Source organism: Devosia beringensis (genome assembly GCF_014926585.1).
Classification (GTDB): Bacteria; Pseudomonadota; Alphaproteobacteria; order Rhizobiales; family Devosiaceae; genus Devosia; species Devosia beringensis.
In genome coordinates this window covers 1,770,968-1,794,382 of the sequence record NZ_CP045422.1, presented here as the reverse complement: position 1 = coordinate 1,794,382, position 23,415 = coordinate 1,770,968, and the positions used below count along the sequence as shown (strand labels likewise).

At 64.6% G+C, this 23,415-nt stretch carries 19 protein-coding genes; 14 read left to right on the top strand and 5 right to left on the bottom strand.

Annotated elements, in window-relative coordinates:
• The first annotated feature begins 54 nt into the window (after window positions 1–54).
• From GDR53_RS08730 to GDR53_RS08720, 3 genes are all read left to right on the top strand, one after another.
• Window positions 55–1,464, top strand: coding sequence for a helix-turn-helix domain-containing protein (locus tag GDR53_RS08730; protein ID WP_210321414.1), 1,410 nt, complete (start codon window positions 55–57; stop codon window positions 1,462–1,464).
• Between the two features lie 71 nt (window positions 1,465–1,535).
• Window positions 1,536–1,892: a VOC family protein gene (locus GDR53_RS08725; RefSeq protein WP_193337663.1), complete on the top strand. Its 357-nt coding sequence runs from the start codon at window positions 1,536–1,538 to the stop codon at window positions 1,890–1,892.
• Window positions 1,889–2,161, top strand: a complete 273-nt coding sequence (locus GDR53_RS08720) for an ArsR/SmtB family transcription factor (protein ID WP_193337662.1) — start codon at window positions 1,889–1,891, stop codon at window positions 2,159–2,161. The genes GDR53_RS08725 and GDR53_RS08720 overlap by 4 nt, the downstream gene beginning before the upstream one ends.
• A 19-nt stretch (window positions 2,162–2,180) precedes the next feature.
• Here GDR53_RS08720 and GDR53_RS08715 read toward each other — a convergent pair whose 3' ends face one another.
• From GDR53_RS08715 to GDR53_RS08705, 3 genes are all read right to left on the bottom strand, one after another.
• Window positions 2,181–2,897 carry a helix-turn-helix transcriptional regulator gene (locus tag GDR53_RS08715; protein WP_193337661.1) on the bottom strand — a complete coding sequence of 239 codons (717 nt, stop codon included), beginning with the start codon at window positions 2,895–2,897 and terminating at the stop codon, window positions 2,181–2,183.
• Between the two features lie 75 nt (window positions 2,898–2,972).
• A complete protein-coding gene (locus tag GDR53_RS08710; protein WP_193337660.1) occupies window positions 2,973–4,088 on the bottom strand; it encodes an epoxide hydrolase family protein in 1,116 nt (371 codons plus the stop codon).
• Between the two features lie 93 nt (window positions 4,089–4,181).
• Window positions 4,182–5,192, bottom strand: coding sequence for an aldose epimerase family protein (locus GDR53_RS08705; RefSeq protein ID WP_193337659.1), 1,011 nt, complete (start codon window positions 5,190–5,192; stop codon window positions 4,182–4,184).
• Window positions 5,193–5,313: 121 nt separating this feature from the next.
• Here GDR53_RS08705 and GDR53_RS08700 point away from each other — a divergent pair, with 121 nt between their 5' ends.
• From GDR53_RS08700 to xylA, 3 genes are all read left to right on the top strand, one after another.
• Complete coding sequence (locus GDR53_RS08700; protein ID WP_193337658.1) at window positions 5,314–6,357, top strand: LacI family DNA-binding transcriptional regulator; 1,044 nt, start codon at window positions 5,314–5,316, stop codon at window positions 6,355–6,357.
• A gap of 93 nt (window positions 6,358–6,450) precedes the next feature.
• Window positions 6,451–7,914: a xylulokinase gene (gene xylB / locus GDR53_RS08695; RefSeq protein ID WP_193337657.1), complete on the top strand. Its 1,464-nt coding sequence runs from the start codon at window positions 6,451–6,453 to the stop codon at window positions 7,912–7,914.
• Entirely contained in the window at window positions 7,911–9,218 is a 1,308-nt protein-coding gene (gene xylA, locus GDR53_RS08690; RefSeq protein WP_193337656.1) for a xylose isomerase, read from the top strand. Before xylB ends, xylA begins: the two co-directional genes overlap by 4 nt.
• 38 nt (window positions 9,219–9,256) lie before the next feature.
• On the opposite strand, the gene GDR53_RS08685 is transcribed toward xylA, so the two are convergent.
• Window positions 9,257–10,342 (bottom strand): PAS domain-containing protein, encoded by a 1,086-nt coding sequence (locus GDR53_RS08685; protein ID WP_193337655.1) that lies wholly within the window; start codon window positions 10,340–10,342, stop codon window positions 9,257–9,259.
• Window positions 10,343–10,492: 150 nt separating this feature from the next.
• Here GDR53_RS08685 and GDR53_RS08680 point away from each other — a divergent pair, with 150 nt between their 5' ends.
• The 8 genes from GDR53_RS08680 to GDR53_RS08645 all read left to right on the top strand — a co-directional run bounded on the left by GDR53_RS08680 (window position 10,493) and on the right by GDR53_RS08645 (window position 22,461).
• On the top strand, window positions 10,493–12,103 hold the full coding sequence (locus tag GDR53_RS08680; protein WP_193337654.1) for a glycoside hydrolase family 43 protein: 1,611 nt from the start codon (window positions 10,493–10,495) through the stop codon (window positions 12,101–12,103).
• A gap of 147 nt (window positions 12,104–12,250) precedes the next feature.
• Window positions 12,251–13,066 carry a DUF2189 domain-containing protein gene (locus tag GDR53_RS08675; protein WP_193337653.1) on the top strand — a complete coding sequence of 272 codons (816 nt, stop codon included), beginning with the start codon at window positions 12,251–12,253 and terminating at the stop codon, window positions 13,064–13,066.
• Window positions 13,067–13,155: 89 nt separating this feature from the next.
• Window positions 13,156–15,861 carry a DNA mismatch repair protein MutS gene (mutS, locus tag GDR53_RS08670; RefSeq protein WP_232846770.1) on the top strand — a complete coding sequence of 902 codons (2,706 nt, stop codon included), beginning with the start codon at window positions 13,156–13,158 and terminating at the stop codon, window positions 15,859–15,861.
• A complete protein-coding gene (locus GDR53_RS08665) occupies window positions 15,842–18,637 on the top strand; it encodes a [protein-PII] uridylyltransferase (protein ID WP_193337652.1) in 2,796 nt (931 codons plus the stop codon). Before mutS ends, GDR53_RS08665 begins: the two co-directional genes overlap by 20 nt.
• A 15-nt stretch (window positions 18,638–18,652) precedes the next feature.
• Window positions 18,653–20,212 (top strand): murein biosynthesis integral membrane protein MurJ, encoded by a 1,560-nt coding sequence (gene murJ, locus GDR53_RS08660; RefSeq protein ID WP_193337651.1) that lies wholly within the window; start codon window positions 18,653–18,655, stop codon window positions 20,210–20,212.
• A gap of 64 nt (window positions 20,213–20,276) precedes the next feature.
• Entirely contained in the window at window positions 20,277–21,308 is a 1,032-nt protein-coding gene (trpS, locus tag GDR53_RS08655) for a tryptophan--tRNA ligase (protein WP_193337650.1), read from the top strand.
• Between the two features lie 12 nt (window positions 21,309–21,320).
• Complete coding sequence (locus tag GDR53_RS08650; RefSeq protein WP_193337649.1) at window positions 21,321–21,791, top strand: universal stress protein; 471 nt, start codon at window positions 21,321–21,323, stop codon at window positions 21,789–21,791.
• Between the two features lie 103 nt (window positions 21,792–21,894).
• Window positions 21,895–22,461, top strand: a complete 567-nt coding sequence (locus tag GDR53_RS08645; protein ID WP_193337648.1) for a NifU family protein — start codon at window positions 21,895–21,897, stop codon at window positions 22,459–22,461.
• Window positions 22,462–22,622: 161 nt separating this feature from the next.
• Here GDR53_RS08645 and GDR53_RS08640 read toward each other — a convergent pair whose 3' ends face one another.
• Window positions 22,623–23,252: a L,D-transpeptidase gene (locus GDR53_RS08640; protein ID WP_193338023.1), complete on the bottom strand. Its 630-nt coding sequence runs from the start codon at window positions 23,250–23,252 to the stop codon at window positions 22,623–22,625.
• Window positions 23,253–23,415 lie beyond the last annotated feature (163 nt).

Sequence of the window (23,415 nt, the reverse complement as noted above, 5' to 3'; positions counted from 1 at the left end):
CACAAGATGGCAGACGGTTTTGTAAAGCCTGTAAAGAGTGGCGAGGAGGCCAGCGTGAACAACAGTCCGGACAGCCAGATTGGCGGCGCCATCAAGCGGCTGCGCCGCGCCCGTCACCTGGCCCAGGCCGACCTGGCAGCGGGCCTGGGGATTTCGGCCAGCTATCTCAACCTGATCGAGCACAATCGCCGCAAGGTCACCGTGCCGCTGCTGTTTGCCATTGCCGGTTATTTCGGCGTCGAGCCGGGCGATCTGGTCGACAGCGATGAGGGCCGGCTGTTGGGCGACCTGATGGAGGCCTTCGGCGATGATCTCTTTGCCGACAGCGACGTGACCAATCTTGATATCCGCGACCTGGTCCAGGCCAATCCGGCCGCCGCTCGCGCCATGCTCCGGCTTTATGACCGCTACCGTCTGGTGGCCCGTACCGGCCCGGCGCCGGCGGTGGCGGGCGTCACCGAACCCTTTCATCTCGCCACCGACGCCATTTCCGATTTCCTGCAGGAAAATGCCAACCACTTCCCGGCGCTCGAGGCCGCGGCCGAGCGCATTCGCGCCGATATCGACCGCGCCGCCGACAATCTCGAGCTTGGCCTGCGCAGCTATCTGCTCAATGTCTTTGGTATCGAGCAGAGCCTGGCCTCGCTGCCGCACGGCATTGCGCGTCAGTTCGACCCGCAGCGCAACCATCTGCTGATCTCCGACATCCTGCCCGCGGAATCGGGCCTGTTCCTGACCGCCCACCATCTGGGCCAGTTGGCCGCCAGTGCCGAGATCGAGGCGATCATTGCCGCTGCCGAACTGCCCGAGGGCGACGCGCCGGCGCTGGCGCGCAATGTGCTGGCCGCCTATTTCGCCGCGGCTTTGCTGATGCCCTATGCACCCTTCCTGCGCGCCTGCCGCGATTATCGCTATGACATCGAGCGCATCGGCCGTCGTTTCGGCGCCAGCTTCGAGCAGGTATGCCACCGCATGACGACGCTGCAGCGGCCCGGCGCCGCCGGCATTCCCCTGCATCTGGTGCGCACCGACATTGCCGGCAATATCTCCAAGCGCTTCTCGCTGTCAGGCATTCACATCCCGCGCCATTCTGGCGCCTGCCCACGCTGGAACATCTATTCGGCCTTCCTCGCCCCCGAGCGCATCAACCTGCAATTGAGCCAGATGCCCGACGGCCAACGTTATTTCTGCATTGCCCGCACCATCGTCAAAGGTGATCATCGCTACAATGCGCCGCGCCGCTACATGTCCATCGGCCTGGGCTGCGCCATCCAGCACGCCAGGGAAATGATCTATGCCGATGGCATGGACCTGGCCGGCGACAGCCAGCTGGTGCCCATCGGCGTGGGCTGCCGCATCTGCCCGCGCCTGCAATGTGGTCAGCGCGCCCATCCCCCCGCCGATCACCGCTTCGAACTCGATGCCAATATCCGGCCGGAAAGCCTCTACGGCCGCATGGCCTAGCCGTTGACAGTTCGGCTAACGACGAATTATCTATTGGATACTTCGGCTCTATACGAACTATGGAGACTGCCATGGCGCAGCTTCAAAAACCTCATTCCATCAATGGCTTCGGCCATTTCGACATTGCCGGCCCCGAGCTCGAACCCCTGCAGCGCTTCTACACCGCGCTGTTTGGCTGGGATGTCACGCCCCGGGGACCGGGCTATGCCATGGTGGCGACACCACCCGGCAGCCCCGATGGCGCGCTGGTCGAAACCCCCAGCGCATCGCTGATCTTCGGCGTGGTTGTGGCCGACCTGCCGGCCGCCCTTGAGCTGGCCGAGCAGCAGGGTGGGCAGGTCGTGCTGCCAGCGACCGACAATGGCTGGGTGAAAAAAGCCCGCATCGCCGATCCCGCCGGCAATGTCCTGACCCTGATCCAGGCGTGAGCGAAATCGATCTCGATGCCGTGCTCCGGGCTTTGTCGCATCCCGATCGAAGGCTGTTCCTGCTCGCCTGCCGCGACCGGCCGCGCGCCGCCGGGGAACTGGCCGACCTCTCCAGCCTGGCGGTAGCCACCGTATCCGAGCATCTGCGGGTGCTGCGCACCGCCGGCCTGCTGCTGCTCGACAAGCAGGGGCGAAACTGGTTCTACCGCACCGATCCGGCCGTGCTCAAGGCAGCCCGGCGCGCGCTCAAGGGTATCCTCGCGGATTGACCGCGGCGCTGGTCGTGGCCTAGCGCCCCTGCCCGCCATTGCTGGGCCAGTCATGCTGCCAGCTGTCGCGCCATTCCTTTTCCAGCACCGCTCGGCGCTTGCCATAGCGCGCATCGGTCACCGTCAGCGCGACGATGCGGTCGGTGCGGAAATTGCGGAAGGCCTGGCGCAGGCAGCACCAGGCGGCAATGGTCTGCTTGCCCTCGTAATAGGCCAGCTGCACCGGCCAGATCACCCGCTCGCTGGGGGTGCCGGCCTCGTCCTGATAGGATATCTGCAGCGCCTTTTCCGTGCGCATGGCCTGGCGCACCTGGCCCAGAATCGGCATCGGGCGTCGTGAATTGGCGCTCCATACCGCCACCGGCCACAGCCCCGTATCATTGATCCGGTCGCGCAGGTCCTCTGGCGAGGCGGTGGCGATCTTGGCCAGCGCGTTCTGCGCCGCCGCGCCCAGTCCGTCATCGGGCTGCGCCCCCACCCAGCGCGCGCCCAGCACCAGCGCCTCGAGTTCCTCGGGGGTAAACATCAGCGGCGGCAGGAAAAAGCCGGGTTTCAGCATATAGCCGACCCCCGCCTCGCCATCGATCGGCGCGCCCAGTCCGATAAGCGTCTGCACGTCGCGATAGAGCGTGCGTACCGAAACGCCCTGCTCTTCGGCCAGGCTCGCCGCCGTGACCGGCCGTCGGTGGCGGCGCAGCGCGTCCATGACGGCAAACAGGCGCTCGGTCTTGTCCATGCTTGGTTCACTCCTGGGCGTCTTGGATGCCAGATTTTACGCACGGCGCCAACACCGCCAAACTCCGGGCGGTGGCTAGGATATCTGCCCATGGAAGGCCCTGATGTCATGCGCCATTGCCTCGGGCACTTCGAGCGCCGGAAAATGTCCGCCCTGGTCGAGTGCCGTCCAGCGCACGATATTGCGCAGATGCCGTTCGCCCCAGGCGCGCGGCGCCGGATTGTCGGCTGGCGGCAGCAGCACGGCATGCGGCACGTCGTGTTCGGGCGCCTTCTGGGTCAGCTCGCTATCGGCAAAGGCCTCCTTGTAGAGCCGCACCGAACTGCCAATGGTCTGGGTGAACCAGTAGACCGAAAGAATCGTCGCCAGGTCTTCGAACTCGAAGGCATTGGCAATGTCCCCGCCATCATCGCTCCAGCTGCGATACTTCTCGAGTATCCAGGCGGCCAGCCCGGCCGGGGAATCATTGAGCCCCACCGCCAGCGTCGCCGGCTTGGTGCCCTGGATCATGGCATAGGCGCTCTCGGCAAAGGTCCAGTAATCGACCTTGCCGAAATAGGCCTGTTCTTCGGAAGTCGGCTCGTCCGGGCGAGCAAAGCCCGAATAGACATTGACGTAATGCGCCCCGATCAGCCGCTGCGGAAAGTCGCGCACCAGCGCCATTTCGGTGCCGCCGCCCATATCCGAACCGGAAATGAGGAATTTGTCATAGCCCAGCCGCGTCATCAGCTCGGCCCACAGCGGCGCTACGGCACTGAGATTCATGCCGGGCCGGGTCGGCTGGCCCGAAAAGCCAAAGCCGGGCAGCGAGGGAATGACGACATCGAAGGCCACGCCATCCACCGGCGCGGTCAGCAGCGGCACCAGCGGCAGCAGCTCGACGAAATTGGACGGCCAGCCATTGGTGAGCAGGATCGGCACATTGGTCTGGCCGCGGCCGCGCACATGCACGAAATGCACCGTCTCGCCATCGATCTCCTCGATGAAATGGGCAAAACTGTTGAGCCGGGCCTCGGCGGCGCGCCAATCGTACTCATTGCCCCAATAGGCGACGAAACGGCGCAGGAAGCCGTCCTCGATGCCATAATCCCAGCCGACGCCTTCCAGGCTCTTCGGGAAGCGCGTTGCGGCAAGGCGGGTCTTGAGGTCGGCAATCTCGGCGTCGGGGATAGCGATGGTGAAGGCTTGCATGGGGGTTTCTCCAGAGATCGTTGGAGAGACCATTGCTGAATGCCCTGACAGATGGCGTCAGCAGGCGCTCAACGGCGCCCGCTGGCTGGCGCCTCAGGCGATTTCGATCTCGCACCAGTGGCTATAGGGCCGCTCGGGCGAATAGATCACATGGGGGAAGTGCGGATTGTGCACGGCATCGGCAAAGGCCTGGTCCTCGAGGCAGAAGCCGGCGTGCTTCTTGTAGCTCCTGCCGCCCAGTCCCGGCACCGGGATGTCGGTCCAGACGCCGTTATAGACCTGCACGCCCGGCCGGTCGCTCCACAGCTTGAGCGTCAGGGCCTGGTCCGGGCCCACCACGGTGGCAATCGGATCGGTCAGCTTGCGGCCGGTGTCGAGCACCAGGCCCATGTCATAATCCACCGGCTGCCCGGCGGCGTCGCGCATGGTCCGCGCCCGGCGCAGGTCATAGATGGTGCCACGCGACGGCAATATGGCGCCGGTCGGCGCCAGGTCCGCGCCCAGTTCGGTATAGGCGCTCGAATTGACCGCGATGGTATGGTCGAGCACGGTGTCAGTGGTGCCCAGGTTGAAATACTGGTGCTGCACCAGGCTGATCGGGGTGGCCGTGTCAGTAGTGGCCGCCAGTTCGAGCCGCAGCACATTGCCCTTGAGACTATAGGTCGCCGAAAAATTGACATTGCCCGGATAGCCCATGGCGCCGTCGGGCGAAAAATGCGTGAAGCGCACGGCATTGTTGGCCTCGTCGGCCTGTCCTGTCCACACTTGGCGCCCGAGACCCTCGGCGCCGCCATGCAGTTGCAGGTCACCCGCATTGGCGGGCAGGCGATAGGTCATGCCGTTGAGATCAAAGGCCGCGCCCTTGATGCGGTTGGCCACGCGCCCGGCCAGCGCGCCGAAATGCGGGCTGTGTTCGACATAGGCGTCAAGCGTATCAAAGCCCAGCACCACGGTGCGTTCGCCGCCCGCTACCGGCACGCGCCAGTCGCGCACCGCCACGCCATAGCCGATCAGATCGACGCTGACGCCGGTATCGCTGACCAGACAAAACTGGTCTACCCGCTTGTCGTCCTGCGTGCCGAAAGTTGAAACCGCTATGGCCATGGTCTGCTCCCCCATCAATTGGCGCAAAGCTGTAGCCTGCTTTTCTGTCCCGCTGCAACGTTGCCCTTGACCTTTTATCGAGCCCTGCCAAAGCTCGCGCAAGACAACCCAGGGAGTTCGCGTGAACGAAATCGGTCTGCAACGCCGCGCCACCGTCCATGATGTGGCCCGCGCCGCCGGCGTGTCGCTGGCCACGGTCGATCGCGTGCTCAACGGTCGTCCCGGCGTACGCCCGGCCACCGCCGCCAAGGTCGAAGCCGCCATTGCCAGCATCGGTTTCCAGCGCGATCTGGGCGCCTCGCTGCTGGCCCGGGCCCGCGATCTGCGGCTGACTTTCGTTATTCCCGACGGCTCCAACGAATTCATGGCCAGCCTCGCCGATGCGGTGGCGCGCCGGGCCGGCCCGGCCCTTGCAGAGCGCATGCATATCCAGACCCGGCGCGTCCGGGCGCTCGACGGCCATGCCTTGGCGCAGAGCCTTGATGGCCTTGATCCGCGCGACTGCGACTGCGCCATCATTGTCGCCAGCCAGGAGCCGGTCGTGGTCGCGGCTGTCGATGCCGCCAGCCGGCGCGGCGTCGTGGTGATGACCCTGGTGTCCGACCTCCCCGGCACGCTGCGCCGCCATTTCATCGGCATCGACAATATCGCCGCCGGCCGCACCGCGGCGGCGCTGCTTGGCCGCTTCCTGCCCCAGGGCGGCACGATTGCCGTCATCGCCGGTTCGCTGCACCTGCGCGATCACGCCGATCGCCTGGCCGGCTTTGCGGCGGCGCTGGCGGAAGAATTTCCCGCCATCACCCTGATCGGCCCCATCGAGGGCCATGACGAAAGGCGCGAGACCGAGGCCCGGGTCAGCGACCTGCTGGCCCGCCACCCCAATCTCGGCGGCCTTTACAATCTGGGCGCCGGCAATGGCGGCCTCGTCACCGCCGTCGAGGCCTCCGGGAGCGCTGGGAGACTGCGCGTCATCGCCCATGAACTGACCGACCCGACCCGACGCGGCCTGCAATCGGGCGCCATCGACGTGGTGCTGGACCAGAATCCGGAGGGCGAAATTCGCGCCGCTTTGGCGGCAGCGCGGACCCTGGCTTTGGGCGGCCAGGGCAGTGTCACGGCCGACCCCATTGAAATCGGTATTTTCCTGCGCGACAATCTGCGCTAGTAACAGCGCCAATCAAGCAAACTGGCGGGCCCGAAAATCGGGCTGGGAGGACGTTCACATGTATTTGTTGCCCGTGTCTGAGGTACGTGCCTCATGACCTATCTCGGCATTGATATCGGCACGTCCGGGGTCAAGGCGCTCCTCATCGACGAGCATGGCCGGGCCCTGGGCGACGCTACCGCCGCCGCGGTCGAGCCCGTCCGTCCCCATCCCGGCTGGTCCGAACAGAACCCGGCCAACTGGTGGACAGCGACCCTGGCCGCGGTGGACAAGCTGTCCAAATCCCATCCGACCGAGCTGGCGGCGGTGCGCGGCATCGGCCTTTCCGGCCACATGCATGGCGCCACCCTGCTCGACAGCAATGACGAGGTCCTCCGCCCCTGCATCCTGTGGAATGACGGCCGCTCGGCCGCCGAGTGCACGGAAATGGAGGCCGCGCTCCCCTCCCTGCGGGCTCTGGCCGGCAATATTGCCATGCCCGGCTTCACCGCCCCCAAGATCGCCTGGGTGCGCAAGCACGAGCCGCAGATTTTTGCCAAGATCGCCAAGGTGCTGCTGCCCAAGGCCTATATCCGCCTGCTGCTGACCGGCGAGCATGTCGAGGACATGAGTGACGCCGCCGGCACGCTCTGGCTCGATGTCGGCAAGCGAGACTGGTCCGACGACCTGCTGGCGGTGACCGGCCTCAATCGCAGCCACATGCCGCGCCTGGTAGAAGGCTCCGATCCCTCCGCCATGCTCAAGCGCGAATTCGCCCAACGCTGGGGCATGGATGCCAGCGTCGTCGTGGCCGGCGGCGCCGGCGATAATGCGGCTGCCGCCTGCGGCATCGGCGCCATCCGCCCCGGCGAAGGCTTTGTCTCGCTGGGTACGTCCGGCGTGCTCTTCGTTTCCAATGACCGGTTCCGCCCCAATACCGAAGGCGCCGTGCACGCCTTCTGCCACGCCGTGCCCGATACCTGGCACCAGATGGGGGTGATCCTGTCGGCCACCGATTCGCTGAACTGGCTGAGCAAGATCACCGGCCAGCAACAGGCCGCCTTGTCGGCTGCCGCCGAGGCCCAGTTCACCGGCCCGGGCGAGGAAATCTTCCTGCCCTATCTGTCGGGCGAGCGCACGCCGCACAACAATGCCGCTGCCCGCGGTTCCTTTGTCGGCCTCAGCCACCTCTCCGATCCGGCCCGGCTTGCCCAGGCCGTGATGGAGGGCGTGACCTTTGCCTTCCGCGACAGCCAGCGCGTGCTGGCCGATGCCGGTACGAAAATCGATCGCCTGCTGGCGGTGGGTGGCGGCTCAAAATCCGCGCTCTGGCTCAAGCTGATCGCGACCAATCTCGACATGGAAATCGCTTTGCCCGAGGACGGCGATTTCGGTGGCGCCCTGGGCGCCGCCCGGCTCGGCCTCTGTGCCGCCGAGGGCGCCAGCCCCGCCAGTGTCATGACCATGCCGGCAATCAAGACCGTCATTACCCCGGACAGAACCCTGTCCGCTGCCTATGCCGACCAATATGCGCGCTATCGCGCACTCTACCCCGCCATCGAGGAGGCAATTTCGTGAGTGATTTTTTCAAGGGCATCGCACCGGTCAAGTTCGAGGGCGCCAAGAGCGCTAATCCGCTGGCCTTCCGCCACTACAACAAGAACGAGATCGTCGCCGGCAAGACCATGGAGGAGCATATCCGCCCCGCCATCGCCTATTGGCACACCTTTGCCTATGAGGGCGGCGATCCCTTTGGCGGCCGCACCTTCGATCGCCCCTGGTATGATACCGGCATGGATGGTGCCAAGCTCAAGGCCGAGGTAGCCTTCGAGTTCTTCGACCTGCTCGACTCGCCCTTCTTCTGCTTCCACGATGCCGATATCGCCCCCGAAGGCGCGACGCTGGCCGAGAGCAACCGCAATGTGCGCACCATTGGCGAGATCTTCGGCAAGAAGATGCAGTCCAGCCGCACCAAGCTGCTCTGGGGCACGGCCAACCTCTTCTCCAACCGCCGCTACATGGCCGGCGCCGCCACCAACCCCGATCCCGAGGTCTTCGCCTATGGCGCCGCCCAGGTGAAGAACGTGCTCGAGCTGACCCATGAACTGGGCGGCGAGAACTATGTGCTCTGGGGTGGTCGCGAGGGCTATGAGACCCTGCTCAATACCAAGATCGGCCATGAGCAGGACCAGATGGCCCGCTTCATCCATCTGGTGGTCGAGCATGCCGAAAAGATCGGCTTTACCGGCCAGATCCTCATCGAGCCCAAGCCGCAGGAACCCAGCAAGCACCAGTATGACTTCGACGTCGCCACGGTCTATGGCTTCCTCAAGAAGTACGATCTCGACACCAAGGTGAAGTGCAATATCGAGGTCGGCCACGCCTTCCTCGCCAACCACTCCTTCGAGCACGAGCTGGCTTTGGCCGCCTCGCTGGGCATGCTGGGTTCGGTCGACGCCAACCGCAATGACATCCAGTCCGGCTGGGATACCGACCAGTTCCCCAATAGCGTTCCCGAGACCACCCTGGCCTTCTACCAGATCCTCAAGAATGGCGGTCTGGGCAAGGGTGGCTTCAACTTCGACGCCCGCGTCCGCCGCCAGTCGCTCGATCCGGCCGACCTGCTGCATGGTCACATTGGCGGTCTGGATGTGCTCGCCCGCTCGCTCAAGGCAGCGGCGGCCATCATCGAAGACGGCAGCTATGACAAGATTGTCGACGCGCGCTACGCCGGCTGGGGCCAAGGCCTGGGCAAGGACATTCTCGGCGGCAAGCTCAGCCTGGCCGATCTGGCCGCCAAGGTCGAAGCCGACAACATCAACCCGCAGCCAAAGTCCGGCCAGCAGGAATACCTCGAAAACCTGATCAACCGCTTCGTTTGATGCTCAACCCGACCCGGGGCGCCCTGCGCTCCGGGTCCCTATTGCAGCAGCGCCGCCGGCGGAATGCTGACGACAAAGGCAGTCCCCTTGTCCAGCCGCTCTACCGAAAGGGTAGCGCCGATATGGTCGATCTCCCGCAACAGCATGCGCATGCCAAAACCGCTGACCTGGCGGGGGTCGAAATCGGGACTGACGCCCCGCCCGTCATCGCGCACCGACAGCCTGATGCCCCCGCTCTCGCGTCGGGCCGTCACCGCGATAATGCCGCCATCCTCACTGTCATAGGCATGCTTTTGCGCATTGGTCACCAGTTCAGAAACGATCAGCGCGATGGGCGTCACCAGCGCCTCGCCGATCTCGATCCGGTCCGACGAAGCCGCCACATGCGCCCGGCTGATATGGTCGAGCTTGGCGCAGATCGAGCCGATGATCTCGCTGACCTCAAGTTTGGTATCGAGGTCGACATGCTCGATGATGCGCTGGATTTCCACAATGGCGCCGATGCGGCTCAACGCCCCGATCAGGGCATTGCGCGCGGTATCGTCCTTCAGGCTCGACAGTTGCATGCGCAGCATGGCCTGGATCAGGGCCAGCGAATTGCGCACGCGATGGGTCATTTCTCGCGCCATGTGATGGGTCTGCTCGGCCTGGTCGCGCAGCGCCTCGGTCTTGGCGTCGAGATCCACGCGCAGATCGTTCTGCCGCTGCACGCGATCGGTGACATCGACCTGCGTGGCAATGAAATAGAGCAGCTCCCCGCTGTCATCGAGCATGGGCGCGATATGCAGTTCGTTCCAGAACGGGGTGCCATCCTTGCGATAGTTGAGAATTTCCACGCTCGTGGTGGCGCGCTCCTGCAGCGCGGCACGAATGGCGACGCGGTCCTCCGGGCGCGTATCCGGCCCCTGCAGGAACCGACAGTTGCGCCCCAGCACGTCATCCTCGTCATACCCTGTCAGGCGCAGAAACGCCTCATTGACGAAGACCAGCGGCTCGTCCGGCTCAAACGGATCGGAGATGGCGATCGGCACCGCACTGGATTCCACGGCATGCACAAAAGGCTGCAGCCGCATCTTGGATTTGACGTTCTTCCAGTAGCTCAGCTCACGAATATGATGATCCAAATTCCGTTCTCGTTTCTGCGGTCGGCGTGCAACAGCCGGTCTTTGAATTGCCGTTCCTGGCCGGGCTAGTCCAGACAGCCAAGGGCAAATTCCACCCCACAACCCTCAACAATGCGTGAGGGACCCCATCAGTCGCACCGAGGAGCAAAAATGCCCCAGCTTACCAATCCCATCCTGCCCGGCTTCAATCCGGATCCGTCCATCCTGCGGGTTGGCGACGACTATTATATCGCCACCTCGACCTTCGAATGGTTTCCCGGCGTGCAGATCCATCACTCCAGGGATCTGGCGAACTGGGAGCTGGTCACCCGCCCGCTGACCCGCAAGGCTCAGCTCGACATGCGCGGCGATCCCGACAGCTGCGGCGTCTGGGCCCCCTGCCTGACCCATGACGGCGAAAAATTCTGGCTGGTCTATACCGACGTCAAGCGCAAGGACGGCTCATTTAAGGACGCGCACAATTTCATCGTCTGGGCCGACAGGATCGAAGGCCCCTGGAGCGACCCGGTCTATACCAATTCTTCCGGTTTCGACCCCAGCCTGTTCCACGATGATGACGGCAAGAAATGGTTCGTCAACATGATCTGGGACCATCGCGTCCGCCCCCTGCTGTTTGCCGGCATCGCCCTGCAGCAATTTGACCCCGAGGCCGGCAAGCTGGTCGGGCCGATCAAGAACATCTACCAGGGCACCGATCTCAAGCTGGTCGAGGGTCCCCATCTCTACAAGCGCAACGGCTGGTATTACCTGCTGACTGCCGAGGGCGGCACGGCCTATGACCATGCCGTCACCTTTGCCCGCTCGCGCAATATCGACGGTCCCTACGAGACCCATCCCGACAAGCATATCCTGACCAGTAAGGACGCGCCCTTTGCCGCGCTGCAGCGCGCCGGCCATGGCGACATTGTCGAGACGCCGGACGGCAAGACCTTCCTCGTCCATCTCACCGGCCGCCCCACCACCCAGGAGCGCCGCTGCGTGCTGGGCCGGGAAACCGCGATCCAGGAAGCCTATTGGGGCGAGGACGACTGGCTCTATGTCAAGAACGGCCCGGTGCCGTCGCTGCATGTCGAGGTGCCCGGCACCCGCGACGAGGAAAAATACTGGGCCGAACAGCGCTACAGCTTCGAAGCGGGCCTGCCGCTCGATTTCCAGTGGCTGCGTACCCCCGAATCCGAGCGGATATTCTCCCTTCAAGACAACAAACTACGTTTGTTTGGTCGCGAATCCATCGGCTCCTGGTTCGAACAGGCGCTGGTCGCCCGCCGGCAGACGCATTTTTCCTATGATGCCGAGACGGTGGTGGATTTCACTGCCACCGACGAGCGCACCATGGCCGGGCTCACCGCCTATTACAGCCGCTACAACTTCTTCTATCTGGCGGTAACGGCCCATTCGGATGGCCAGCGCGAACTGCTGATCCTGGCCTCGGAAATGAGCTGGCCAGACGGCAAGCTGAATTTCCCGGCCGCGCCGGTACAGATCCCCAATGCGGGCAAGGTCCGGCTGGCTCTGACCGTGCGCGGCTCGGCCCTGCAGTTCTTCTATGCCTTGGAAGGCGAGGAACTGCGGCCGATCGGTCCGGTGCTCGATGCCAGCCTGCTCTCGGACGAATGCGGCGGCCACCAGGCCCATGGCAGCTTTACCGGTGCCTTTGTCGGCGTCGCCGCCCAGGATCTCAACGGCACGGCCAGCCCGGCCGACTTCGATTATTTCACCTACCGGCCGGTGCATCACCACAGCGATCGCTACGAAGTCTGACCGGCATCACGTTTTCCGGAACCAGGGGCGACAAGCCTCTGGTTCAGGCCTAGTCTCTCCATTCGCAGACCGCGTTCGCATTCGCGCCGCCCTGTATAAATCCCGGCCGAACCGACGAGCGCCCTCGCAGCGAGAGGGAGGATAGTCATGGCCCATTTTCACGTCATCGCCGGCACCGGCGACAAGCTCGATCTGCCCATCATCCGCAGCATTACCGTGGCCGATCTGGGCGATGTGCTGCGCCGCGGCGCCGCCGACTTCTGGGAGCGACCGAGCCACTATGCGATGCTGGCCATCATCTATCCCATTATCGGCATCGTGCTGACCGTGTGGATGAACGGCTATCATACCTGGCCGCTGCTCTATCCGCTGATCGGCGGTTTCGCCCTGATCGGCCCCTTCGCCGCCCTCGGGCTTTACGAAATTTCTCGCCGCCGCGAACTGGGGCTCGACACCTCCTGGCGCCATGCCTTCGGGGTGCTGAAGTCGCCCGCCATCGGCGCCATCATCGCCGTCGCGGCCATGCTGCTGGTGGTCTTCACGCTCTGGCTCACCGCAGCCCAGGCGCTCTATGAAAGCCTGTTCGGCGCCGCTACCCCCCAGACGCTGGGCGGCCTGATGGCACAGATCTTTACCGAACCGGGCGGCATCACCCTGCTGCTGGCCGGCACCCTGCTCGGCGCCCTGTTTGCCCTTTTTACCCTGTGCACCACCGTCATCGCCTTTCCGCTGCTGCTGGACCGCGATGTCGGGGCCTTCGTGGCGGTCGAGACCTCGTTTCGCGCCGTGCTGAAAAACCCGCTGCCGCTGCTGGCCTGGGGCTTTGTGGTGGGGGCCGGCCTGATGCTGGGTGCGGCGCTGCTGTTTGTCGGTCTGGCCATCATCATCCCGATTTTCGGCCACGCCACTTGGCACCTCTATCGCAAGCTGGTCGAACCCGCCTCGGCGATTCGCGGCCTCTGATCGAGACGGGCAAAGACGGTTTCGCCCGGTTGGAATTTGCCGGCAAAGCCCATATGGTCTCGGCTTTCCCGCCGAGACCCAACGCGCCGATGGATCAGTCGACAATCGAACCCGAGCCGAGCCCGGCACTGACGCCGATGATGGCGCAGTTTTTCGAGATCAAGGCGGTCAATCCCGGCTATCTGCTGTTCTATCGCATGGGCGATTTTTACGAGCTGTTCTTCGAGGACGCCGAGATCGCCAGCGCCGCTTTGGGCATCGTGCTGACCAAGCGCGGCAAGCATCTGGGCCAGGACATCCAGATGTGCGGTGTGCCCATCCACGCCGCCAATGACTATCTCAACAAGCTGGTCAAGCTGGGCCACCGAGTCGCCATCTGCGAGCAGATGGAGGATCCCAAGGAAGCCAAGAAACGCGGCGCCAAATCGGTGGTGCGCCGCGGCGTGGTCCGGCTTATCACCGCCGGCACGCTGACCGAGGACGAGCACCTCAATGCAAGGGCGTCCAATTTTCTCGCGGCTCTGGCCATGGTGCGGCATGGCGAGACCGATTTCGCCCTGGCCTGGGCCGATGTCTCGACCGGCGAGAGCTTCACCGCCGACCTGTCGGCCGAACAGCTTGCCGACGAACTGGCCCGCATCGATCCGGCCGAGCTGCTGCTCACCGAAGCCACAAGGGCGGCGCTGGTCGAGCGGCATCTGTTCGCCCCCGCCTGGGCCGCCATCGCCCATGCGGCGCCCGCCGAGAGCTTTGACAGCGAAGCGGCTAGTGCCACGCTGCGCCAGGCCTTTCCGGATGGCGATTTTGACGCCTCCATCCTCTCGCGCGCCAGCCGTGCGGCGCTCGGCGCCGTGCTTGCCTATGTGCGCGACAGCCAGAAGGGTATCGGCGTGGCCCTGCGGGCGCCGCGCGGCCAGACCACCAACGCTTATCTGGCCATCGATGCCGCTACCCGCTCAAGCCTCGAACTGCACCAGACCCAGCGCGGTCAGGCGCGCGGCTCGCTGCGCGATGTCATCGACCTGACCGTCACCGCCCCCGGCTCGCGCCTGCTTGCCGCCCGGCTGGCCGCGCCGCTGGCCGATGCCGCCCCGATCAATGAGCGGCTCGACGCGGTGGGCCTGCTGGCCGACGACACCATGCTGACTGGCCGGCTGCGGGCCGAGCTCAAGGCCGTGCCAGACCTGGCCCGCGCCCTGACCCGACTGGTACTCGAGCGCGGCGGGCCGCGTGACCTGGCCGCCATCGGCAAGGCGGTCAGTGCCGCCGCGGCGCTGTCGACGCATCTGACGGGCCTGTCGGACCGCCCCGCCATTCTCGACCGACTGGCCGGGACCCTGGCGGCGGCGCCGCTGCCGCTGGCTTCTCAGCTGGCCGTGGCGCTCGACGACGAACTGCCCCTGCTCAGCCGCGATGGCGGCTTTGTCCGCAAGGGCTATGACCAGACGCTGGACGACGAACGCGCGCTGGCCAGCCAGACCCGCGACGTCGTTGCCGCCCTGCAGGCAAGGCTGATCGAGGAGACCGACGTCCGCTCGCTCAAGATCCGGCACAATGGCGTGCTCGGCTATTTCGTCGAAGTGCCCGCCGCGCACGGCACCCGCCTGCTCGAGGAGCCGCACCGCCAGAGCTTCATCCACCGCCAGACCATGGCTAATGCCATGCGCTTTACCACCAGTGAACTGGCCGATCTCGAGGGCCGCATCGCCCGGGCGCATGAGGCCGCACTCGATATCGAGGTCCGGGTCTTTGCCAGCCTGCGGTATGACGTGCTCACCCGCACCGCTGAACTGCGTGGCCTGGCCGATGCCCTGGCCGAGCTCGACGTGACGGCGGCGCTGGCCCATCTGGCCGCCACGCGCCGCTATACGCGGCCCGAGGTGGACAATTCGCTGGCCTTTGCCATTACCGACGGCCGCCATCCGGTGGTCGAGGACATGGTCATGGCCCAGGGCCAGAGCTTTGTCGCCAATGACGCCGATCTGTCGGGCGATGACGCCGGGGGCGGTGGCCGACTCTGGCTGGTGACCGGTCCCAATATGGGCGGCAAGTCCACCTTCCTGCGCCAGAACGCCCTGATTGCCATCCTCGCCCAGATGGGCAGTTTCGTGCCCGCCAGTTCTGCCCATATCGGCGTCATCGACCGCGTCTTCTCGCGCGTCGGCGCCAGCGACGACATCGCCCATGGCCGCTCCACTTTCATGGTCGAAATGGTCGAGACGGCTGCCATCCTCAACCGTGCCACAAGACGTTCCCTCGTGGTGCTGGACGAAATCGGCCGGGGCACCGCCACCTTTGACGGGCTCTCGATTGCCTGGGCGGCCGTGGAGGCCCTGCACGAAACCACCGGCTGCCGGGCGCTGTTTGCCACCCATTTCCACGAATTGACCAGTCTCGCCAAGACCCTCAGCCGGGTCGCCAACGTCACCATGAAGGTGCGCGAATGGCAGGGCGACGTGGTATTCCTGCACGAGGTCGGCCCCGGCGCGGCCGACCGCTCCTATGGCATTCAGGTGGCGCGCCTGGCCGGCCTGCCTGAACCGGTGCTGGCCCGCGCCCGCCAGGTGCTGACCGTGCTCGAGCAGCGCTCGGCCGGAACCGCCTCTTCCAGCCAGAAAGCCAGCGTGTTAGATGATTTGCCACTCTTTGCGCACCAGCCCGCCCCCGCGCCGGCGCAGACCGACCCCGTCCTCCTAGCGCTCGACGCGGTTCGCCCCGACGAGATGACCCCCAAACAAGCGATCGAAGCGCTCTACGAACTGAAGAAAATCCGCGATGACGCTCGTCGAAGCTGAAGCCAAGCCGCGAAAATCGCTGTTCGCCCTCAAATCGGCCGACACCCTGTTCGGTGAGTTCGATGCCGCCATTGGCGAGCATGAACCAAAATCGACTGCCGCCCGTGCTGCCGTGCTGGCCCATATCCGCCAGACCCTGGCCACCGCCCGCCGTGAAGCCGAGGCCGAACTGCTGGCCAGCGGCAAGGGCCTGCGCTGCGCCCACAACCTGAGCAATGCCCAGGACGAGATCATCACCGCGGTGCACCTGTTTGCCACCCGCCGGGTCTATCCTGTCGACAACCCCTCCGGCGCCGAAACCATCGCGCTCTCGGCCGTCGGCGGCTATGGCCGCGGCACGCTGGCGCCGGGCAGCGACATCGACCTGCTGTTCATCCTGCCCTACAAGCAGACGCCCTGGGGCGAGCAGGTCACCGAATATATCCTCTACATGCTCTGGGATCTCGGCCAGAAGGTCGGCCACGCCGTCCGCTCGGTGGATGAATGCATCCGCATGGCCCGCGCCGACATGACCGTGCGCACCGCCACCCTCGAATCGCGCTTCCTGACCGGCGACAAGACGCTGTTCAACCAGCTGGTGCGGCGCTTTGAAACCGAGATCATGCCGCGCACCGGCCCCGAATTCATTGCCGCCAAGATGGCCGAGCGCGACGAGCGCCACAAGGCCATGGGCAATACCCGCTATGTCGTCGAGCCCAATATCAAGGACGGCAAGGGCGGGCTGCGCGACCTCAATACCCTGTTCTGGATCGGCAAATATTTCTACCAGGTCAAGACCAGCCACGAACTGGTCGGCAAGGGCGTACTCAGCGCCGCCGAGAACCGCATCTTCTCGCGCGCCGAGGATTTCCTCTGGGCGGTGCGCTGCCACCTCCATTTTGCCACCGGGCGCTCGGAAGAAAAGCTGACCTTCGACATGCAGCCCGAACTGGCCCAGCGCATGGGCTATGCCCAGCGCATCGGCATGCTGGGCGTCGAGCGCTTCATGAAGCGCTATTTCCTCGTTGCCAAGGATGTCGGCGATCTCACCCGCATCATCTGCGCCAGCCTCGAATTCAACCACGCCAAGGACATGGATCTGGTCGGGCGCGTACTGGCTCCGTTCCGGCCCGGCCGGAGCAAGATCCGCGGTGAGACCGACTTCGTGCTCGATACCGGCCGGCTCAACATTGCCGGCCCCGATATCTTCGAACGGGATCCGGTCAACCTCATCCGCATGTTCCTGGTTGCCGGGCGCGAGCAATTGCTGTTCCACCCCGACGCGATCAAGCACATTTCGCGCTCGCTCGGCCTGATCGACCGCACGCTGCGGGCCAATCCCAAGGCCAATGAGTTTTTCCTCACCATCCTGACCGCGCCGCAGTCGGTCGAGCGCATTCTGCGCCAGATGAACGAGAGCGGCGTGCTGGGCAAGTTCGTGCCCGAATTCGGCAAGATCGTCGCGCTGATGCAGTTCAACATGTACCACCACTATACGGTGGACGAGCACCTGATCCGCTCGATCGGCGTCATGGCCGACATCGCCAATGGCGGGCTGGCCGATCAGCTGCCGCTGACCCATGAACTGCTGCCCCAGCTCAATGACATCCGCCTGCTCTATGTCGCTCTGTTCCTGCACGACATCGCCAAGGGGCGCCCGGAAGACCATTCCATTGCCGGCGCCCGCATTGCCCGCCGCTTCTGCCCGCGGCTGGGCCTGTCGGCCGCCGAAACAGACACCGTCGCCTGGCTGGTCGAATATCACCTGCTGATGAGCGAGATCGCCCAGGCGCGTGACATCCAGGATCCCGAGACCGCCAAGGCCTTTGCCGATGTGGTGCAGTCACCCCAGCGCCTGGCCTTGCTGATGATCCTGACCGCCTGCGACATCCGCGCCGTGGGCCCCGGCGTCTGGACCGGTTGGAAAGGTAGCCTGCTGCGCGCGCTGTTTTACGCTACCGAGCCGCTGCTCTCGGGCGGCCACAGCCAGGTCACCCAGTCCGATCGCATCAACCAGGCCCGCCATGACCTGTCTGAGGCGCTCAAGGCCTGGCCGCAGGCCGAGGTGCAGACCTATGTGGCGCGCCACTATGACCATTACTGGCTACGCGCCGAACCCGAACTGCAGGTCGAACATGCCCGCATGATTCGCCTGGCGGACAAGACCGACGAACCCTTTGCCGGCTCGATCCGCATCAAGGCCTTCGAGGGCATTACCGAGGTCAGCTTCTATACCCCCGACCACCCTCGCCTGCTCTCGCTGATCGCGGGTGCCTGTACCATGCAGGATGCCTCCATCATCGGGGCGCAGATATTCTCCACCCGTGACGGCCGCGCCATCGATACCTTCCGCCTGCGTCGCGCCTTTACCTCGGACGAAGACGAAAAGGTCCGCGCCACCCGCATCATCGATACGGTCAAGGCCCTGCTGCAGGGCAAGCGCCATATCCTGATCGACCTGGGCAAGGACAGCCGGCTCAACCGGCGCCTCAAGCCCTTCGCCCTGCCCACCGAGGTCACCGTCTCCAACGCCCTGTCGGAAAAGTTCACCGTCATCGAGGTCTCGGGGCTCGACCGCACGGGCCTGCTGCACGCGCTGACCCGCGAGATTGCCGACCTCAACCTGACCATCGGTTCGGCCCATATCGGCACCTATGGCGAAAAGGCCGTCGACGTCTTTTACGTCACCGACCTGACCGGCCAGAAGATCGTCAGCAAGCCGCGCCAGCGCAAGATCCATGATGCCCTGATGGCGGTGTTTCACCCCCGTCCGGAGCAGAAGGTGGCCAATGGCTAGGCAGTTGCGCAGCCGATGAGCCTCTACCGCAATTTTCTGTCGGTGGGCGGGCTGACCCTGCTCTCGCGCCTGGCCGGCTTTGTCCGCGATGCGCTGATGGCGGCCGTGCTGGGCATTGGCCCCACGGCCGACGCCTTCAACGCCGCCTTCCGCTTTCCCAACCTGTTCCGGCGGCTGTTTGCCGAAGGCGCCTTCAACACCGCCTTCGTGCCCATGTTTTCCACCGCGCTCGAAAATGATGGCGCCGACAGTGCCCGCGATCTGGCCGGCCGCATCATGAGCTGGCTGGTGGCCGCCATTCTCGTCGTCACCGTGCTGGCCGAAATCTTCATGCCGCAGCTGATGCTGCTCTTCGTGCCCGGCTTTACCGACGATCCGGCAAAGTTCGAGCTGACCGTCTTCCTGACCCGGCTGATGTTTCCCTATCTGGCCTGCATGTCGCTGATGGCGGCCTATGGCGCCATTCTCAACAGCCTCGATCGCTATTTTGCCGCCGCCTTCGCCCCGGTGCTGCTCAATATCGTCAATATTGCCGTGCTGGTGCCGCTGGCGGTGCTGACGCTGGACAACCCGGCCGACGTGGCCTTCTGGATGGCAATGGCTGCCCTGGCCGGTGGGGTGGCGCAGCTGGCCCTGGTCTATGGGGCCATTCGCCGCTCCGGCTTCCTGCCGCGCTTCTCCTGGCCCCGCTACGATGGCGATGTGCGCCGCTTCTGGATCCTGGCCATCCCCGCCATCCTGGCCGGTGGCATTACCCAGATCAATATCTTCGTGGGTACCATCATCGCCTCGGGCGCCGACGGCGCCATCGCCATCGTCTACAATGCCGACCGGCTCTACCAGCTGCCTCTGGGCATTATCGGCATTGCCATCGGCACCGTGCTGCTGCCCGAACTCAGCCGCCATCTGGGCGCCGGCCGCGAGGTCGAGGCACGCGCCACCCAGAGCCAGTCGCTGCTGCTCTCCATGCTGTTTTCCCTGCCGGCGACCGCGGCGCTGATCGCCATTCCAGTGCCCATCGTCCGCGTGCTGTTTGAACGCGGCGCCTTTGATGCCCTGGCCACCGAACAGGTGGCCGCCACCCTGGTCGGCTTTGCCGTCGGCCTGCCGGCCTTCGTGCTGATCCGGGTGCTGCAGCCGGGTTATTTCTCGCGCCAGGACACCCGCACACCGACGATTTTTGCCGGCGTGTCCGTGGTCGTCAACATCGCAGTCTCGCTGCTGCTCTTCCCCAGCCTGCAGCATGTGGGCATCGCCTTGGCCACCTCCATTTCGGCCTGGATCAATGTCGCCTGCCTCGCTTTTTTCCTGGCGCGGCGTGGCCACTTCACCCTGACCGGCCGCGAACTGCGCCAGCACGGTCTGCTGCTGTTCGCCAGCGCGGTGATGGGAGCGACGCTCTATGTGCTGGCCGCGCGGGCCCATTCCATCATGGCGCCGGGGGCCTTCTTTGCCGTCCAGGCGCTGGCTTTGCTGGCCATCTGCACCTTCGCCACCATCACCTATTTCACCCTCGTCCACATCACCGGCGCCCAGCCCCTGGGCCAGTTGCTGGCTCGCCTGCGCCGTCGCTGACTTGCATCCACCCCGCCTGCCGGTGTAATTCGGCAGGCCGCTATTCCTGATGGGTACTTCTCTTATGGCTTTTACGCCGCGCGTGTTTTCGGGCATCAAGCCTTCGGGCGACCTGCATCTGGGCAACTATCTCGGCGCCATTCGGCGTTTTGTACCCCTGCAAGAAACCCATGAGACCATCTATTGCGTGGTCGACATGCACGCCATCACGGTCTGGCAGGACCCGGTCGACCTCAAGCGCTGGACCTATGAGATCGCCGCCGCCTACATCGCTTCCGGACTCGATCCGAAGAAATCCATCATCTTCAACCAGTCCCAGGTCATGGAACATGCCGAGCTGAGCTGGATCTTCAACTGCGTCGCCCGCATGGGCTGGATGGAGCGGATGACCCAGTTCAAGGACAAGGCCGGCGAAAACGCCGAGAATGTCTCGCTGGGCCTGTTTGCCTATCCCAGCCTGATGGCCGCCGATATCCTGCTCTACCAGTCCACCGCCGTGCCGGTGGGTGAGGACCAGCGCCAGCATCTCGAACTGACCCGCGACATTGCCAAGAAGTTCAACCACGACTTCAAAAAGCAGATCAAGGCCAACGGCCACAAGGGCGACTTCTTCCCCATTACCGAGACCCTGGCCACCGGCCCGGCCATGCGGGTGAAGAGTCTGAAGGACGGCTCCAAGAAGATGAGCAAGTCCGACCAGTCGGACCTTTCCACCATCTACATGATGGACGGCGCCGATCTGATCGCCAAAAAGATCAAGCGCGCCACCACCGATGCCGAGGCCCTGCCCAGCGAGGTAGCCGGCCTTGCCGGGCGCCTTGAGGCGGAAAACCTCGTCGGCATCTTCGCCGCCCTGGCCAATCGCAGCGTCGATGACGTGCTGGGCGAATATGGCGGCCAGGGCTGGGGCAGCTTCAAGCCGGCTTTGGCCGACCTGGCGGTGGCGGTGCTGTCCCCCATTGCTGACGAAATGCAGCGCCTGGTTGCCGATCGCGGCGAAATGGATGCTATTCTGCGCGACGGCGCCAAACGCGCCCGGGCGATCGCCCAACCCGTCATGGATGATGTCCGCAACATTGTCGGCTTTGTCCGCTAAGGAGGTCCGGCCATGTACGAGACCGAATACAAGCGCAAATTCCTGGTGGTCATCGACGAGACGGTCGAATGCGACCGCGCGCTGACCTTTGCCGCCTATCGCGTCAAGCGCACCGGCGGCACCGTGGTGCTGATGACCATTGTCCAAAAGCCTGAATTCATCGGCCTGGGTGTCGAGGATGTGCTGCGGGCCGAAGCGGTCGAAGAGGCCGAGCGCAACCTTGACGCCCGGCTTGCTCGCCTGCGCGATATCGGCGAGGTCAAGGTCGAGTCGGTGATCCGCGAAGGCGAGGGACCCGAGCAGATCGAGCAGGTCATTAACCAGGACCGCGACATAGCCATTCTGGTGCTCGCGGCCTCCTCAATGGGCGAAGGCCCGGGCCCGCTGGTGACCCACTTTGCCATGCGCGCCCATGCCTTGCCGATCCCGCTCACCGTGGTGCCCGGCCGCATGAGCGATGCCGAGATCATCGACATCTGCTAGGCCGCGGCCGCGATGCATGCCAGTGCGGCGCGCAAAGCCCTTGCGCTCAGCCATTAAAAGTCTATTTTAGAAGCGTTCTAATTGCAGTTTCCGAGGCAGACCGATGTTCATCCAGACCGAAGCCACCCCCAATCCGTCGACCCTGAAATTCCTGCCCGGGCGTGACGTGCTGGTGGGCGAGCCGCGCGATTTCCGCAGCCTCGAGGCCTCGGCCAACTCCCCCCTGGCCACCGGCCTGTTTGCCATTTCCGGGGTGACCGGGGTGTTCATGGGCGCCGACTTCATTTCGGTGACCAAGGACGATACCAACTGGGCCCATATCAAGCCGGCAATTCTCGGCGTCATCATGGACCACTTCCTCTCAGGCAAACCTGTCATCGTTGAGGGCGGCGTCGAGGTGGCCAATCACGATGAGGTCGACGAATTCTTCGAAGAAGATGACAGCGAGACCGTCGAGGTGATCAAGGAATTGCTGGCCACCCGCGTGCGCCCGGCTGTGGCCATGGATGGCGGCGACATCACCTTCAAGGGCTTCCGCGACGGCACTGTCTTCCTGCATATGCAGGGCGCCTGCTCGGGCTGCCCGTCCTCGACCGCCACGCTCAAGAGCGGCATCGAGAACCTGCTCCGCCACTTCGTGCCCGGCGTGGAATCAGTCCAGCAGGTCTGAGTCTTCATCACCTCATCAGCAAAAAGCCCCGATGCGATGCATCGGGGCTTTTTTGTTTGTGATCCGGGCCAGTGTCGCGACAGCAGTGAATTACGCCCCGGTGACTACGGAATCCGAAGCGAGGCCCCCCGCTGCCGCGGCATTGACCCGGAAATCTGCAATCAGGCGTTGATCACCACGACCTTGGCCCCGGTGGGGACGCGGCGATGAAGATCGATGATGTCCTGGTTCATCAGGCGGATGCATCCCGAGGATACATTGGTGCCGATCGTATAGGGCTCGGTCGTGCCATGGATGCGGAACAGTGTGTCGCGGCCATCCTTGTAGAGATAGAGGGCACGGGGTCCCAGCGGGTTCTCGACGCCGCCCTCCATGCCGCCGGCATATGGGCCATAGCGCTCTGGCTCGCGGGCGATCATCGATTGGGTCGGGGTCCAGCGTGGCCATTCGGCCTTGCGACCGACCGTGGCGGTGCCGCGGAACACCAGCGCTTCGGTCTTGCCGACGCCGATGCCATAGCGCAGCGCCCGGCCGCCTTCCATCACCAGATAGAGGAAACGGTTGGGGGTATCGACCACCAGCGTGCCAGCCCGCTCGGACGTGACATATGGTACTTCCTGGCGCCAGAACTGCGGATCGACGCGCCGCAAATCGGTGGCTTCCACCGGGAACTTCCCGCTGTAATCGGCGCCATACATGGCCTGGTAATAGGGATCGATCTGCGGCTCGCTGACCACTGGAGTGCGCGTACCGGAGCAGGCGGCCAAGGCAGTGGCCGACAGGCCCACCATAAATAAACGACGAGAGATCAAGACTGTATCCTAAAACGGGACTGACGCGAACGGGGGCGGGGAGCCAAGCCATTATGGTGCGGCTAACGCCTGCGCTAGTGCAGGAAAGCCTCACTGCGCCAACGCCCGACAGGCCGGGCGGTTCCTCGCGTCAATGTGATGA

Excerpts from the sequence above, each read along its gene's own strand:
- GDR53_RS08725 (WP_193337663.1), top strand. The coding sequence starts at position 1,536 with ATGGCGCAGCTTCAAAAACCTCATTCCATCAATGGCTTCGGCCATTTC.
- GDR53_RS08715 (WP_193337661.1), bottom strand. The coding sequence starts at position 2,897 with ATGGACAAGACCGAGCGCCTGTTTGCCGTCATGGACGCGCTGCGCCGC.
- GDR53_RS08710 (WP_193337660.1), bottom strand. The coding sequence starts at position 4,088 with ATGCAAGCCTTCACCATCGCTATCCCCGACGCCGAGATTGCCGACCTC.
- GDR53_RS08705 (WP_193337659.1), bottom strand. The coding sequence starts at position 5,192 with ATGGCCATAGCGGTTTCAACTTTCGGCACGCAGGACGACAAGCGGGTA.
- xylB (WP_193337657.1), top strand. The coding sequence starts at position 6,451 with ATGACCTATCTCGGCATTGATATCGGCACGTCCGGGGTCAAGGCGCTC.
- GDR53_RS08680 (WP_193337654.1), top strand. The coding sequence starts at position 10,493 with ATGCCCCAGCTTACCAATCCCATCCTGCCCGGCTTCAATCCGGATCCG.
- GDR53_RS08675 (WP_193337653.1), top strand. The coding sequence starts at position 12,251 with ATGGCCCATTTTCACGTCATCGCCGGCACCGGCGACAAGCTCGATCTG.
- mutS (WP_232846770.1), top strand. The coding sequence starts at position 13,156 with ATGGATCAGTCGACAATCGAACCCGAGCCGAGCCCGGCACTGACGCCG.
- GDR53_RS08665 (WP_193337652.1), top strand. The coding sequence starts at position 15,842 with ATGACGCTCGTCGAAGCTGAAGCCAAGCCGCGAAAATCGCTGTTCGCC.
- murJ (WP_193337651.1), top strand. The coding sequence starts at position 18,653 with ATGAGCCTCTACCGCAATTTTCTGTCGGTGGGCGGGCTGACCCTGCTC.
- trpS (WP_193337650.1), top strand. The coding sequence starts at position 20,277 with ATGGCTTTTACGCCGCGCGTGTTTTCGGGCATCAAGCCTTCGGGCGAC.
- GDR53_RS08650 (WP_193337649.1), top strand. The coding sequence starts at position 21,321 with ATGTACGAGACCGAATACAAGCGCAAATTCCTGGTGGTCATCGACGAG.
- GDR53_RS08645 (WP_193337648.1), top strand. The coding sequence starts at position 21,895 with ATGTTCATCCAGACCGAAGCCACCCCCAATCCGTCGACCCTGAAATTC.
- GDR53_RS08640 (WP_193338023.1), bottom strand. The coding sequence starts at position 23,252 with ATGGTGGGCCTGTCGGCCACTGCCTTGGCCGCCTGCTCCGGTACGCGC.